This is a genomic window from Opitutia bacterium ISCC 52 (genome assembly GCA_014529675.2).
Taxonomy (GTDB): Bacteria; Verrucomicrobiota; Verrucomicrobiia; order Opitutales; family UBA2995; genus UBA2995.
In genome coordinates this window covers 3,135,990-3,149,784 of record CP076040.1, presented here as the reverse complement: position 1 = coordinate 3,149,784, position 13,795 = coordinate 3,135,990, and the positions used below count along the sequence as shown (strand labels likewise).

At 45.9% G+C, this 13,795-nt stretch carries 13 protein-coding genes; 2 read left to right on the top strand and 11 right to left on the bottom strand.

From position 1 onward, the window contains the following. Positions 1 to 70 precede the first annotated feature (70 nt). The 5 genes from rpmB to GA003_13375 form a co-directional block, all read right to left on the bottom strand. Positions 71 to 301, bottom strand: coding sequence for a 50S ribosomal protein L28 (gene rpmB, locus GA003_13395; GenBank protein ID QXD27020.1), 231 nt, complete (start codon positions 299 to 301; stop codon positions 71 to 73). Between the two features lie 101 nt (positions 302 to 402). Then, positions 403 to 765 carry a cupin domain-containing protein gene (locus GA003_13390; GenBank protein ID QXD27019.1) on the bottom strand — a complete coding sequence of 121 codons (363 nt, stop codon included), beginning with the start codon at positions 763 to 765 and terminating at the stop codon, positions 403 to 405. A gap of 10 nt (positions 766 to 775) precedes the next feature. After that, positions 776 to 1,105, bottom strand: a complete 330-nt coding sequence (locus GA003_13385; GenBank protein QXD27018.1) for a rhodanese-like domain-containing protein — start codon at positions 1,103 to 1,105, stop codon at positions 776 to 778. A 9-nt stretch (positions 1,106 to 1,114) separates the two neighbouring features. Next, entirely contained in the window at positions 1,115 to 1,912 is a 798-nt protein-coding gene (locus tag GA003_13380; protein QXD27017.1) for an ABC transporter permease, read from the bottom strand. Further along, entirely contained in the window at positions 1,909 to 2,670 is a 762-nt protein-coding gene (locus GA003_13375) for an ABC transporter ATP-binding protein (protein QXD27016.1), read from the bottom strand. Before GA003_13375 ends, GA003_13380 begins: the two co-directional genes overlap by 4 nt. Before the next feature lie 147 nt (positions 2,671 to 2,817). Here GA003_13375 and GA003_13370 point away from each other — a divergent pair, with 147 nt between their 5' ends. Further along, complete coding sequence (locus GA003_13370) at positions 2,818 to 3,090, top strand: HU family DNA-binding protein (protein QXD27015.1); 273 nt, start codon at positions 2,818 to 2,820, stop codon at positions 3,088 to 3,090. Positions 3,091 to 3,152: 62 nt separating this feature from the next. Beyond that, positions 3,153 to 3,653 carry a hypothetical protein gene (locus GA003_13365; protein ID QXD27014.1) on the top strand — a complete coding sequence of 167 codons (501 nt, stop codon included), beginning with the start codon at positions 3,153 to 3,155 and terminating at the stop codon, positions 3,651 to 3,653. Between the two features lie 50 nt (positions 3,654 to 3,703). Here the strand turns inward: GA003_13365 and GA003_13360 are convergent, their stop codons facing one another. The 6 genes from GA003_13360 to GA003_13335 form a co-directional block, all read right to left on the bottom strand. Beyond that, a complete protein-coding gene (locus tag GA003_13360) occupies positions 3,704 to 4,618 on the bottom strand; it encodes a glycosyltransferase (protein QXD27013.1) in 915 nt (304 codons plus the stop codon). A gap of 231 nt (positions 4,619 to 4,849) precedes the next feature. Next, positions 4,850 to 5,287: a transposase gene (locus GA003_13355; protein QXD27012.1), complete on the bottom strand. Its 438-nt coding sequence runs from the start codon at positions 5,285 to 5,287 to the stop codon at positions 4,850 to 4,852. A 163-nt stretch (positions 5,288 to 5,450) separates the two neighbouring features. Continuing rightward, positions 5,451 to 6,170: a class I SAM-dependent methyltransferase gene (locus GA003_13350; protein ID QXD27011.1), complete on the bottom strand. Its 720-nt coding sequence runs from the start codon at positions 6,168 to 6,170 to the stop codon at positions 5,451 to 5,453. A gap of 94 nt (positions 6,171 to 6,264) precedes the next feature. Next, complete coding sequence (locus GA003_13345) at positions 6,265 to 8,133, bottom strand: hypothetical protein (GenBank protein ID QXD27010.1); 1,869 nt, start codon at positions 8,131 to 8,133, stop codon at positions 6,265 to 6,267. After that, positions 8,130 to 11,303, bottom strand: coding sequence for a glycosyltransferase family 2 protein (locus GA003_13340; GenBank protein QXD27009.1), 3,174 nt, complete (start codon positions 11,301 to 11,303; stop codon positions 8,130 to 8,132). The genes GA003_13345 and GA003_13340 overlap by 4 nt, the downstream gene beginning before the upstream one ends. Continuing rightward, positions 11,300 to 13,492: a glycosyltransferase family 2 protein gene (locus GA003_13335; protein ID QXD27008.1), complete on the bottom strand. Its 2,193-nt coding sequence runs from the start codon at positions 13,490 to 13,492 to the stop codon at positions 11,300 to 11,302. The genes GA003_13340 and GA003_13335 overlap by 4 nt, the downstream gene beginning before the upstream one ends. Between the last annotated feature and the right edge of the window lie 303 nt (positions 13,493 to 13,795).

Below are 13,795 nucleotides of genomic sequence, written 5' to 3'. Positions count from 1 at the left end.
TCCGACTTGTTTAGATAACAAAAAACCCGGCCGTATGAGCCGGGTTTTGAAAATTTTCTGAGTAAGGTCTCTAAACGATCTCAACCTTACCGGATTTCATAGCTTTTACTGAAATCCAGATACGCTTTACGCTGCCATCGGGCATACGAACGCGTTTGCGTTGCAGATTGGGGCGGAATACGCGTTTGTTGGACTTGGTCACGTGAGTACCAATACCGCCGCTTTTCTTACTTTGACCCTTGCGAGAAATAGATCCTCCGGTGACGGGTCGTTTACCTGTAATTGCACAAATTCTGGACATTGCTCTTCTCGAGTTTTGAAGTGAAGGGCACGAAGGTAGGTCTGAAAGACCCAATTGCAAGCGTTATTTCGGCCACAAATGGCAGAAAAATGACCCCTCTCCTAATCGAACCATTCGTCCTCTGGATCGAAGGCCGGAACCGCGAAATTGACGATTTTCATTTTTCCAACCGCCCGATGGCGGCAACCGGGCTTAATCATGACCGTACTCATTGGTTTTATGGGATATTGATGGCCGTCCAGCTCCATGTAAGCGTCAGCTTCACACTCCAAGATGAGGTAAAACTCAGTCAGTTTCTTGTGATAATGCGTTTTCGCATTCACTGAAATGTCTACCCGATGAACCGTCGCAGTTTGGTTTTCGGGAGAAAAAAATGCACGCTTGGAGGTGCCACAGGGGCAGGGGACTCCGTCGATTTCACTGAAATCTTCTATTTCGAAGTTTTGTTCTTTTACGATGCTCATAAGTATCAGCCTAATTTTCCTGCCTGCTCTTTACGATATCTTCGTAGCCCCCATCATTCATTACATTCTTGAATCCGATGGCTTCCAGCGCGGATTTGGCTCTTCCTGCACGTCCACCACTTCTGCAGTATAAGTGGATCGTGGCATCCTTATTAGATGTTATCTCACTGATTCTAGCGGCAATTTCCTCGTGTGGGATATGAATAGCTTCTTCCAAGTGTCCGGAATCCCATTCCTCCTGTGTTCTTACATCGATCCAAATGTCTTCAGTGGATTCTGTGCATGCTGAAAAAAACAGGCTACAGAATGCCAGTATGATTATAGGGCTTAATTGTTTCATGATCATTTTCTACTGAGTTGCTATTTTGGTCAGTAAACCGAGCTTTCTAGCTTTGGCAAACATCCAGATGAATATGGCAGCTGCCATGGCCAAGTATACCACATTTAAGGCAGCGGATATAACGATGGCGTTCCAATCCATGACCCCGGTACGGATAAATTCTCGCATGCCTTCAAAAATATAAGTGCTGGGAAAACACCAGGCCACTGTCTGCATAAACGATGGTAGAGTATCTACGGAGTAGAAAACTGCCGAGAAGGGCTGAATCATAAATGGAATCGCCCAGGCGAGTGATTCTGCTGCCTGACCCCATCGGAGTATGAGAGCTACTGATAGGATTCCCAAGCTGAACCCAAAAACCATCAGCATTATAAAGAAGGGAATTAAATTCCAACTGAAGGCATAGAGATTGAAGGCATATAGTACCCAAGCCATCAAAGACATGACGAGGACTACGATACTTACCCTCAAGACGCCCATACAAAACATCGCTGCCAGGTATTCCCGAATTCGTATAGGTGCTACGAAGATGTTTAACAGGTTGCGGGTCCACATATCTTCAAGGAAGGAAATAGATACGCCCATTTGTGACCTGAATAATACATCCCAAAAAATAGTGGCTCCTATGAGGAAACGAATGAAAGTAGAAAAATCTCCAGAGGTTTGCTTCTGGATATACATAGAAAGAAATCCCCAAAGTAACAATTCCATCGCTGGCCAAAACACAAGTTCCAGGCCGCGGATGGGGTTGCGGGTGTAGAGAAAACTATAACGCTTTATCAGCGCAATGATGACTCTGAAATTCATGAGCTGGCCTCCTGGTCGGCATCAATCACTTCACCATCCCGAGCAATATGTATGAATACATCTTCAAGTGACTTCTCTTTGAAATGTTCTTTTATTTCATCTCGGGTTCCCTCCACGATAATCTTTCCTTTGTGCAGAAATATGATTTGGTCGCAGATGGTCTCAATATCGCGCATGTTGTGTGAGGTATAGAGAATCGACAAATTGCGCTCATGCCGAAGTCGATTGATTTGATTACGAACTTTGTCGGCTATATCTGGATCAAGACTCGCAGTCGGTTCGTCGAGCAGGAGGAGCGAAGGATCATTTAAAAAGGCTTTGCAAAGATTGAGACGCGTGGATTCGCCGGAAGAAAGTTGACCCGTCACGCGTTTCTTCAAGTCAGCGATCTCGAATAGCTCCAGTAGATCGGTGATCTTTTGCTTCGGATTTTTAAACTGATAAAGTCCCGCAAAAACTTTCAGGTTTTGTTCCACCGTTAAGTTGGAAGGTAGATTGGCATAGGTGGAACAAAAGTTCATGCGTTTGAGAATCTCGATGCGATCTTTCTCGAGATCCTTGCCGAAGACCTCGATGACGCCGGAGGTCGGTTTGATTAGGCCCAAGAGCATTTGCATCGTGGTTGATTTTCCTGCCCCATTTGCACCCAACAATCCCAAGATTTCCCCTGTGTTTATCGACAATGATACGCGATCGACAGCCGTGGTCTCTCCGAAGGTTTTAGTGAGGTTTTTGATGTTTAGGGCTGGATTCGGCATAAAAATAGGTATTTTTCAGCATTTTTTGCCTCCAACAAGCCGAAACCCCTTAAATACCGCTTGTAATCAGGGAAAAATGGGTCTTTGCTCAACCCCTTAGCTTACCATTAAACAATCCAAACCTCAAATAATCGAAAGGTACCAAAAATGAATAAAGCTGAACTTGTAGACGCTATCTCCGAAGGCGCTGGAATATCAAAAGCCGACGCCGGCAAAGCCCTGGACACTACTCTTGAAGCAGTGACCAAATCGCTCTCAGGGGGAAATGCTGTCTCCTTAGTTGGATTCGGTAACTTTTCTGTGTCTCGCCGCAATGCGCGCACAGGCCGTAATCCACAAACAGGCGCTGAAATTCAGATTCCTGCTCGCAACGCGGTTAAATTCTCCGCTGGCAAAGCCCTTAAAGATGCGGTCCAATAGACCCCACTTAAGATAAACTTTGAAAAGGCCGGCTTGTCCGGCCTTTTTTATTTCCTGCGCTTGTGAAAATTACCCCAATTGGCTTTGAGGATGACGGATCCATTCCGAATAATTCGCTGCCCCTGTTAATCTACTCTCAGGTATTTGATTTAAATGGATCTGATCCAGGAGGAACCATTGAGGATCGGTTTGCTTCAAATGGTTGGGCAAATATGTGGCGTAATGGTATCTACACCTTTCATCATTATCACAGTACTGCGCATGAGGTCCTTGGATGTTTTCGAGGATCCGCCAAAGTCTTGTTTGGTGGGCAGCAAGGTAAGCTTCTCACTTTAAAGGCCGGTGATGTGGTTCTAATTCCAGCTGGAGTCGGTCATTTCAATAAAGGTTCAAGTTCGGACTTTGGAGTGATTGGAGCTTATCCGCGCGGATTCGATTGGGATATGCAATATGGCCGCCCGGGTGAAAGGCCAAAAGTGTTGGAGAATATTGCGGCACTGCCAATACCGCCAGTGGATCCTCTTTTAGGAGATGATGATGGATTAAAGAAGTATTGGACTTAAGGGTTTCACTGAACCTGTAATCCATCATTGAGTTGCCTGAGGAATTTAGATCACATTGAAGGCGTATTCAGGATCTTATTACGCTTATCTTTAGCCCATTGCGAGTCGCCGCCCTTGAGTCTCATGATTCTGAAAATCGCATCCAGAAACTTGGTCCCATTATAAAGCCAGGGTGTTTTCCAATACCGCATGAGGTATTGGAATGGCCAGTTTCGTTGTCCATGTCGTTGCATCGATTCCCCCCAAGTCTTTAACAACTTTTGATTGTTTCGAGTATCATTATCCCGCCGACCTGGAGATGCACTTACATGATGAAAAATCTGACTTCGTCCAGCGACGAAATTTCGGTAGCCTTTCTCGCCCAATCGTAGGCAAAGATCGACATCTTCACATCCGTTTAAATAGCCCTCATCGAATCCATTCATATCATTGAACAAATCTCGTTTTATAAGCATGCAGGCTGCTGTAACCGCGGGGAATTCTTTGTAATCAAATGGAAAGATGAAGGGGTAGTTCTTCCCGTAGTGATCGGGCAATCCCAGGAGGTCAAAAATAATGCCAGCATGATCGATGCGTTTGGTTTCAATATTGCGTTGTATATTGCCAATTGCTCCGACCTTTAAACGTTCATTATAGCATTCTAGCATAGGCTCCAACCATCCATCTGTTAGACCCAGATCATTGTTGAGTAAGCCCAAGATGTTACCTCGAGATTGTTGAATTCCTCGATTGACTGATATCGCGTACCCCGACCAGGTATCATTGTGTATGACTTTGATCCTGGGATCCGTGAGTCCATCCAGGAACTCACGTGTGCCATCCTCGCTTTTGTCATTTACTAGGATGAGTTCAAAGTTCTGAGAGCTGGCAGTTTGAAGGAGGCTCGGTACGATGGTTTCCGTGCAGTCGAGCCGGTTGTGTAATGGGACTATGAAGGATATATCGGGCGAGTCAGAATTGGGCATTTTTCGTATGCTCTTTGACTGGGATACAGGCGCAATCCTTTTATCTGTGTGCTTCCTGGTTTTAGGGGTAACGAAAGTGTCAAAATATTTTATTGATTTGAGAGAGTTACCAGCACATTCCAAGGTACTCTCTTTCTCTGCGGATCCGTTGAAAGATTTCCTCCATGCATTAAGACTCATTGTTCCGGTTGGCCTTACCCTTTTGGCCTCCGGCCTTTCCCTTTGATCGAGTTACCCAAACTGGGCCACCTGCTTTGTTAGTCTGGAGGTTATAATCATGTGGTTCAGGTTGTAGAGGAAGTTAAGGTTCTGGAGGAAGGAGGCCGTAGGCCGAGTGGAGCCAGAGCCTTGTTCAGAGTTCTCTTGAGTTAATTGTTGAGCGAACTTGATTGGACTGATGTAGCCAAGGGACCTGTGCGGTCGGATGTGATTATACTTCCAACGCCAGTCACCGATTACCACTCGTGCTTCGGTCAAGGTCCATAGTTGTTCGCGGTTTAGGCACTCTTCACGCAAGCGGGCATGGAAGCTCTCGATGTATCCATTCTGCCAGGGGCTGCCCAGCTCGATGTAGAGCGTCTTGATCTTCTCACGAGTGAGCCATTCACGAAAGATTCTTTTCGATAAACTCCGATCCATTATCGCTGCGGATGTGTTCAGGAGCGCCATACTCTTCGAACAGGCGGGCCATCACCCGCTGGACCTTCCCGGCATTGCTTTGATTGAAATCTACGAAGTCAACTAATAGAACTTCTTCACTTAATTTAGCAAAGCGGGGTAATCCTTTGAAGGGTACCCCGCTTTTTGTAAAAGTGATTCCGGTTGTTTCAGGCTATGCTTTTGAGAGTACGCAGACTCCTTGGCCGAGTGAACCCAGATCTCGGAAATGGGCTCCGCTTTCCAGGATAATTTCTTTTTCAAGTGGTATAAAGGGCGTGGATCCCGTTTCAAGCCGGTCAATTTTGAACCCTAATTTATCAGCCCAGATTTCAATCTGGCTATTGGTCATGAACTGGTTGTGATGTGTGGGTTTCTCGTATTCGACCATGCGATCAAACAGCGCCCAATGTTCATCTTCATCAAAGGTTAGAAATGAAAATGCGATCTTCCCCGTTTCCTTGAGGATTGATTTAGCGCTGATTAGGTACTTGTAAGAGTCCTCGTGAAACAGGTGAGTAAATACTGAGAAAAAGCAGACTAAGTCCACAGAGTTTTCAGGAAGAGGAATGTGAGTGTCCTCGATTTTTTTGAACTTAAAGCTGGATTTAGAACATTGGCTTTTAGCAAAGGAAAGCAGGTCTGGGACAACATCGAAGCCGGTGTAGTCAGAGAATCCATTCTTGGCTAATTGGTGTGCTAAGCGTCCTGATCCGCACCCCACGTCCACGATGCGCTGGTCGGGTTGAATACCGATCATCTTCAAGAGTTGCATCTGAATATACCCCATCTCTTCGTAGTCACCGCCGACAGCATCAGAATAGACCTTGTTTTTGGAGCCCTTATTCTTTTTCAGTTTCTTGAAGAACTTGTTGTAGCTGGCTGAGTAGTCCATGGTGTCGATGGGTCGCTTGAGGAGGCTGAGGAATCCGATGGAAGAAAATGAAGAGGGGAGTGGATGCCGATTTTAGTTCTTGTTTCTTTTTAGCCTATTGATGAGTGGATAATTCCAATAGCTCGATACTAATCTCTTTTGTCGGGAATGGGTTCATGCCGGCGTCTGAATGAATGCTGAACTGGCTGACCTTCTCATCCAATTGACCAGTCTTAAGGAATGATTCCATGGACTCTATTGAATTCAAGGTAGGATTAAGTAAGAATCCATGTTTCAGGTTTTGTCCGATTAAGCGATAGTGCTTTGTCTCGTTCGAGGGAGTGGTTATTTTGATGATCAGGATTTCTGGTTTGTAGAGAAATGAGGCGGCTTTGTGTAGGAGGCTGGGATTGTACCCAATCTTTAACCACAGTGCTTTGTTTGTGTGATCAGAGAGATCGACTTCCTCTCCCATAATAATCTTCTTATCATCGATAATAGTTATATCGGTGAAAGGGGTTGGCTCGTTGTTTCTTTCTAGTAGCAACCAATCCTCCTCTTTTAGTACAGGTGAGTAGTTTTCGAAAACCTCCCTTAGGAAAAGGTTGTCTGCGGTCGTTGGGTATCGAGCATCAATTTCGCCATCCTTACATAATATGAACTGAGGAGGGGTGTCTCTCAAATGCTGCAAATTCCATTGGGTCAAATGTTCGTTGTAGGCGGCATAGTTTTGAATGGTCGGTCGGGGAACATAGTTTAACTCATTCAATAGTAAGATTCCATGGTGATAATATAAGACGTCCACTGTCTCCTCGCCAATGCGTTCTTTGATCTGGTGCAACGTATGACTCATCTTCACGTAAGGGACCAACTCTGAAAACTTCTTTACCTCGTTCCCTGCTGAGATAATGAACTTCAGTCCGAACGTTCCCTGTGCTTTTGCCCGTTGTATCAATGTGTTCGAATTGGTTGGAAGGAGCCAGAAATTTGACCAAAAGAACAAGGCCGAGCAACAAGCGATCCATAAATAGCCATTTCGTTTGTTCTCAACAAAGGTCAAAACAAGGACAGGTATTAATATCGCCACCTGAATGAAGTAGAAGACATGGGTGCCGTATCTTGTAATGCCTGTCTTCCAGGATACAAACATACCAAGCGCGGCCACTAGTAGAATAGCCCAGGCTTTGCGGTCTTTGCGAATCAACGTCCAAATAAAAATGGGGATGCTTGAACTCAGGAGGATTAGCATCAGGAATTTGAAGATTCCTCCTGGTTCGTGGAGATGCATGCCCCAGGCATACCCCTGGGATAGATTCCATGAATGGTAGATGTAAGCCGGTAAATTCAAAATCGATTGTCCGATAACCATCCATAGGATGATTACCGTGCCCAGATATGTGCCAAGAATTTGGAGAGCCTCACTTGTTTTTCTGTCCCAGAGTTTGAGGCCGACGACTACGAGGAGTGAGGTGAACCCGAGCATTCCGATGGTAAATTTCATCAGACCCAAACAAGCTGCCAACGAAACACAGGCTAATAACTTTGGTTTTGATATCGAGTTTTGGAGGGCGAGAAAAGCAATGGCCGTTGCAGATATCAGGTAGACACCATCCCTTGAAGTAGCAGCACCACATGCGAGGACTGCAAAGGTGAGTATGCGGATGACGATGTGCTCTTTCCTGACGGCTAGTTGAACAACAAAGATAGTTGCAAAGAGAAGACTCGCTTCCAGAAGCACCTGAAGTTTTGGTATATATCCTATGGATGTAGGACCATACAAAAAACTAAGAGGGCCTCCTGTGAAGATAATGTCTTTCCCGAATTGCCAGTTGTTAAAGAGTCCAAACTCCAAAACCGCCTGCCAAGTTGCATCCAATTCAGCCACGGTATGGTAGGGATTCGGAAACATCGCTAGAAGCGCCAGGAAGGAAAGACTGATGTCTATCCAATTAAACTTCTTAATGGCATTCAGGATAGTCTTCATTCTTTAGGTAATCGAGGAGGCCAAGCCAAAGAGAAATCTTCAAACTCTAGAGTCAAGTTCGGGTTGTAGGTGGGGTCGGATTGAAGCAGGTCTCCCCAGCGCTTGCGCATATATTCGATTTCAGAATCGACCCTCACTTTGCGAGACTGATCATTGTCATCTCCGCGTGAGACTGACTCATGGTGGTAGAGTTGTGCATGGGGTGTCCAAATGTTTGCATAACCCGCTTCCTTAATACGAAGGCAGAGATCAATGTCGTTAAATGCAACTCCCAGGTTGTCCTCTTCGAAGCCTTCGACTTCTTCAAATATGGTTTTCCTTACTACCAGACATGCAGCCGTGACAGCCGAAAACTGTTGCACCAAGTTAAGCCGATTGCGTTGGCCCGGCTCACCTCTCACGGCATATTTAAAGCAATGTCCGGCCACACCGTTAATACCCAGGATGACGCCCGCATGTTGGATGCAATCTTCAGGGAAGTAAAGTTTTGCACCCACGGCCCCGACGTGGTCCTTACAGGCGTGGCTGATCATTTCTTCAAGCCACTCTCCGTTAATGATGGTTACGTCGTTATTCACGAAGGCCAGGAATTCGCCATTGGCATGCTCCGCTGCAAAATTGTTTATCGCAGAAAAGTTAAATGGTTTCGGGTAGTCGAGAACTTGGATGTTTCGTTCCTTTAGCTCTTCGAAGAGTTCCTGAGTCTCGGCTTCTTCAGACTGGTTATCAACGACGATAATTTCGTAATTGGGGTAAATGGTACTATTGGAAATACTGTCTATACAGGCCCTGAGGATAGGGGCTTGGTCTTTGGTCGGGATGATAATAGAAACTAACGGTGCAGGTTGGGGGACGTTGTATTTCAGGCGCCAATGTCCATGAGCGATCGGCATGATCTCGACTCCCGGTCGGGCTCGTTCGCAATGTCCCTCCAGAGTCTTGTGAGATGATTCACGAATGTAGCCCTTTTCTTCCAATGCCAGTGCAGTGGAACCCGCAATCGCTCGCCAATGGTAGAGGAGATATGGGATGTGGACGACTTGGTGAGTTTCAAGAAGCTCTGTGATTTTAAGAAACAGATCCCAATCTTGGCTGCCCTCCAGTCCCGGTTGGAACTTCCCGACTTTCTCCACCAGATTGCGTTTCGTAACTGTCAGGTGGCAGAGGTAGTTCTGCCCTTCCAATAATTCCGGATTCCACTCCGGTTTAAAGTATGGATCATGTCGGTTATCATCCTCATCCAGTTTGTCTTCGTCGGAGTAAAATAAACCTGCATCCGGATATTTATTTATAAACTGCACCGCACGCTGCAGTGCGTCTTTTGGGTAGGCATCGTCGTGGTCGAGAAAGGCACACCACTCGCCGGTAGACAATTCAAGCGCTGAATTCGAAGCTGCGCAAATGTGTCCGTTTTGTTCTCTCCGAACGATTTTTATCCGCTCATCTTTCTGGGCAAATGATTCCAGGAGTTCCCAAACGGAATCGTCAGGAGATGCATCGTCAGCAATGCAAAGTTCCCAATGCGGGTAGTATTGGTCGATGACTGAATCGATGGCTCGTTTTAAGTAATTCCCCGGAGTATTATAGACCGGCATTATGACCGATATGAGTGGCTTGTTTTCTAGAGAATCTAAAAGTGCAGTGGCTTTGTCTTTGGGTATGGATAATTGACCATCGTATTTTTTAAGCCACTTCTTGTAGTCGCGCTTTTCTTCTGATTGCGAAGCGAAATGTGAGACAGGAAATCGTGAGAATTCTTCGAGAGCGAAAAGCTTCCACTTTCCTTTTGGGCTTTTGTATTCGAATTTTAACTTCGCTATTTTTGGGATATCGTCGAGCGGGATCTCGAAACCAGAATTCAGGCTGTTGGGGTAGCTTTCTCGGTTCTCCTCATAAACGTCCTTTCGTTTTAAACCAGCCTTTCCAATAAAGGTCTGTTTACCTGTACGTATTCGGACTTCTTCAACCGGTTCACCACTGATACTGAAGCACCAACCTACAAACATGAATTGGTGGCCGTATCGTCTGCCAATCTGTGCGTTTTCTACATTTCCTTGAACGCCACTTTTGCTAGAAGAGATTTTCCTGTCCGTATAGTAGGTCTTCGAGATTTGTGAGGGTTTCCGTTGGTCAAATTCAATCCAGGAACCGCCTTCGGGTTTGAATTGAAATACCAGATTGGGATTCCCTGGGATATCTTCTGTTTTAACTTCGAAGCCGCAATTACTTGCATTCTTATGTCCTGGGAACTCACCTTGCACGTCTCCTCTCATCAGACCGTAGCGGCACAGGAGCTCCTTATCTCTATATAGGATTTGGACGTCCGAAATGGGAGGGCCGTCTTCAAGGAATATCCAGCCAAGGACCTTCGTCTTTATCTTCTTTTGCTGCTCTATGAAAATCGTGTCTACATTGTAAACAGGCCGGGCGGTTCGTATGGGAGTTTCGTTTTTCTCCACAGCCTCCACGCGAGCGGTTTTTACTTCATAGGTGGATAATGTGGTCTGGCTCAACTCAATCAAGGCATCGTTGTTGAGTTGGCATTCGAGTGTGAGGATTCCATCGGGCTTATCATTAGGTACCTCAAATTCGAAGCCACATTTGGCGGCGTCCTTCTCATATTCAAAAGATGCGGCGACATCTTTCCTCGGCAGAGGAAATTCGACATTGAGTGGGATGTGATCGAGGCGCGCTTGCACTTTCTTGACCACCATTGGATCGAGTGCAAAGCACCAGCCGTAGAGAATGTGTGTGTCCGTGTTCTCGGCTTCTAAGATACCATCAATGGAATGAATGATGGGAAGTTTCAGGTTGGTCGCCTGAATCTCTCCTACCGGGATTTGGAATACCGGGATTTCATAATTTTTGTCGGGGGGAGAAAACAGCACCGTAAATGTGGCTGCCTTATCTATGGATTCGAAAGTGGTTTCCAGAAAGTGAGTTTCCTCTTTCGGGCTGCATTCATAGATCTCTTCTTCATCAGGCAGCGGATTATGAGCCAGCTCGGTTTTGTTAATCCGGATGATCGGTCTACCGTTTTGTGGGATTCGGATGGCGACTGTTATGGTGAGTCGTTCCACTTGAAGCCACTTGCTGGCTTCTACAATTTCCCCGGCTATCTTGGCTGTCCAAGGGAGCTTATAATAGAGCTCTGCTAGTTTGGCCATCATAAGTCTCTACCCCCTTCATCCTGTTTCTCCCATGGCTTTTCGTACCGTGGAGGTTTTGCCAAACTGAAATCTTCACTGACTAACGAAAGAGCAGGGTTGTAGTAAGGATCCCGTTCAATAACGGAGCTCCATTTGTCTTTCATGGTGTCCGCTTCTTTATTCCAACGGGCCTTCTTCTCGGAATTGTTTTCCAACCCTCTGGATGCAGATTCGTGATGATAGAGTAGGGCGTGGGGAGTGTATACGGTACGATATCCAAGCTCCCATGCTCTGAGGCAAAGATCAGCATCATTATAGGCAGTTGCAAAGCTTACTGCATCGAAACCTCCAAGCTCGTTAAACACAGATCGTTTTATGGCCAGGCATGCTGCCGTTACAGCGGAGTAGTTTTGAATAATGCCTGCCCGACCAATGTGCCCCGGATTTTGTCTATGAAGAAATTTGAATGCATGCCCCGCCAATCCGGCAATTCCCATGATCATGCCTGCATGTTGTATGTAATCATCGGGATACAGAAGCTTTGTGCCAACCGGCCCGACTTTTTCGCGAAGTGCATGGCTAACCAGTTCTCTCAGCCAGTCTTCTTCAATGATCTCCATGTCATTGTTTAGGAAGATTAACACTTCTCCCTTGGCCGATTCGGCGGCACGATTGTTTAACTCCGAAAAGTTAAAGGGTATTGGATGATTCAATACTTGGATGCCTTTTTGGTTACTTAGGTCTTTTAGATATTCGATGGCTTCCGTTTCGTCGCTCCCGTTGTCTACAATAATGAGTTCAAAATTGGAGTACCCCGTTTTTTTCAGTATCGAATCTACACAGCGTCGAAGTAGCTCCGCGTTGTTTTTCGTAAGAATGATAATCGATGCGAGTGGATCCTCTGGAGTACTATAACGAATACGAAAGGATCCCACGGTTGGACCATCTTCGACTTGTCCGCTTGGCTCATGTTTATCCAAATATTCCTGCAAGGCTTTTCGTCCTGCTGTGACTGCGTAGTCCTTATTGCCCACACTAGCGCTAGTGGACTCATTCGAGAGTCGCCAATGGTAAAGAATTCGAGGGATGTGCCTGATCTCGTCGGCCGAAATATGATCCAGGCAGCGGAGGACCAGATCCCAGTCTTGGGATCCTACAAAATCTTTGCGAAAGCCATTGATCTTTTCGAGCAATGATTTCCGGTAGACGCCTAGATGAGATACAAAATTGTGTGAGCAAAGAAGGTCATATCCAAAATCGGGTTTGAAGTAAGGATCGGTTCGATAGCCATCGGGAGTGATTTTGTCTTCGTCGGAAAAAATAATCTGAGCTGAAGGATGCTCCCTTATTTCATTCACCACATAATATAGTGCGTGAGCCGGTAGCTCGTCATCGTGGTCTACCAGTGCGATGTAGTCGCCCTGTGTTGTCTCAATGGCTGTGTTTGTGCACTCTGAAATATGACCATTTTCCGTTCTGAAGGAAACGTGGATCCGTTCGTCTTTCTCCTGCCAATACTCCAGGCGCTTGCGGGTCTTCTTGTTGGTGGAATTGTCGTCGGCGATACAGAGTTCCCAATTTTCGTAGAGCTGTCCGCGGATACTCTGAATCATCTCATCCAACAGTTTGACAGATGTATTGTAAGTTGGAACTACGACTGAGATGAGCGGCTGGGATTCCCAGGATTGAATATGGGATCTGATTTTTTGGTGATCCTCTTTACTGAGTGTATCGTACTCTTTTACCCATTGAGAGTAGGGGTGTTTGGCTTTGATCGAGTTTTCCGGGTCGAAAGTCTTTAGCCTCGGGCGGACCAAATGCTCGGTCACCAACGGTAGCCATTCGCCATTGGCATACTTGTACTCTAACTGAAACTTTGTAGAACCTCGTGGAACCTTCAAAGGAACTTCAAATCCAGAATAGAGCACGTTTTCATTGCGCGTGTTAAACGCCTCCAATAGATCATGTCGCTCGATGCCAAAGCGTGCAAGCTGAGTTCCTTTTCGGGTGGTGATCCTTATGGATTCAATGGGCTTTCTTTCGTTGAAACACCAGCCACGGAGTAGGAATTCGCGTTGTTTAGGGCTTAGCCACCGTGGACCATCGATTGAGAATCGAACTCCATCTTTTGTTTCGGAGATGTCGTGTCGGTACGTGATGATCGGCACGTACTCACTAAACACTCGAAGAAACGATTTCAGCAGCGGCATCTAAGTATACCCAAGTGTTTCAAAAAATCGACCTGTGATGAAGAGCAAGGCGCAGTTTTGAAATAAGCGAGGGAGCGTAGATAGCTACGTGACCAAGTTCTTTGCTGGCTGCAACGCAGCTATGCGTGCATGTCGGTTTTAGCCTTCGGAAGTGCATCGTTGAACTTAACTGTTAGTGAGAATATTAAAGTCTAAACTCATTTTCATTCCTTGCTATTTCCACCTATTTTAAATCCTGTGCTTATGAAGGCGGTTGAAAAGTTTGGGAAGAAAAGATCGTATTGAGAGTTCTTCGTTGGGAAT

Excerpts from the sequence above, each read along its gene's own strand:
- GA003_13385 (QXD27018.1), bottom strand. The coding sequence starts at position 1,105 with ATGAAACAATTAAGCCCTATAATCATACTGGCATTCTGTAGCCTGTTT.
- GA003_13390 (QXD27019.1), bottom strand. The coding sequence starts at position 765 with ATGAGCATCGTAAAAGAACAAAACTTCGAAATAGAAGATTTCAGTGAA.
- GA003_13370 (QXD27015.1), top strand. The coding sequence starts at position 2,818 with ATGAATAAAGCTGAACTTGTAGACGCTATCTCCGAAGGCGCTGGAATA.
- GA003_13355 (QXD27012.1), bottom strand. The coding sequence starts at position 5,287 with ATGGCGCTCCTGAACACATCCGCAGCGATAATGGATCGGAGTTTATCG.
- rpmB (QXD27020.1), bottom strand. The coding sequence starts at position 301 with ATGTCCAGAATTTGTGCAATTACAGGTAAACGACCCGTCACCGGAGGA.
- GA003_13340 (QXD27009.1), bottom strand. The coding sequence starts at position 11,303 with ATGATGGCCAAACTAGCAGAGCTCTATTATAAGCTCCCTTGGACAGCC.
- GA003_13360 (QXD27013.1), bottom strand. The coding sequence starts at position 4,618 with ATGCCCAATTCTGACTCGCCCGATATATCCTTCATAGTCCCATTACAC.
- GA003_13380 (QXD27017.1), bottom strand. The coding sequence starts at position 1,912 with ATGAATTTCAGAGTCATCATTGCGCTGATAAAGCGTTATAGTTTTCTC.
- GA003_13335 (QXD27008.1), bottom strand. The coding sequence starts at position 13,492 with ATGCCGCTGCTGAAATCGTTTCTTCGAGTGTTTAGTGAGTACGTGCCG.
- GA003_13350 (QXD27011.1), bottom strand. The coding sequence starts at position 6,170 with ATGGACTACTCAGCCAGCTACAACAAGTTCTTCAAGAAACTGAAAAAG.
- GA003_13345 (QXD27010.1), bottom strand. The coding sequence starts at position 8,133 with ATGAAGACTATCCTGAATGCCATTAAGAAGTTTAATTGGATAGACATC.
- GA003_13375 (QXD27016.1), bottom strand. The coding sequence starts at position 2,670 with ATGCCGAATCCAGCCCTAAACATCAAAAACCTCACTAAAACCTTCGGA.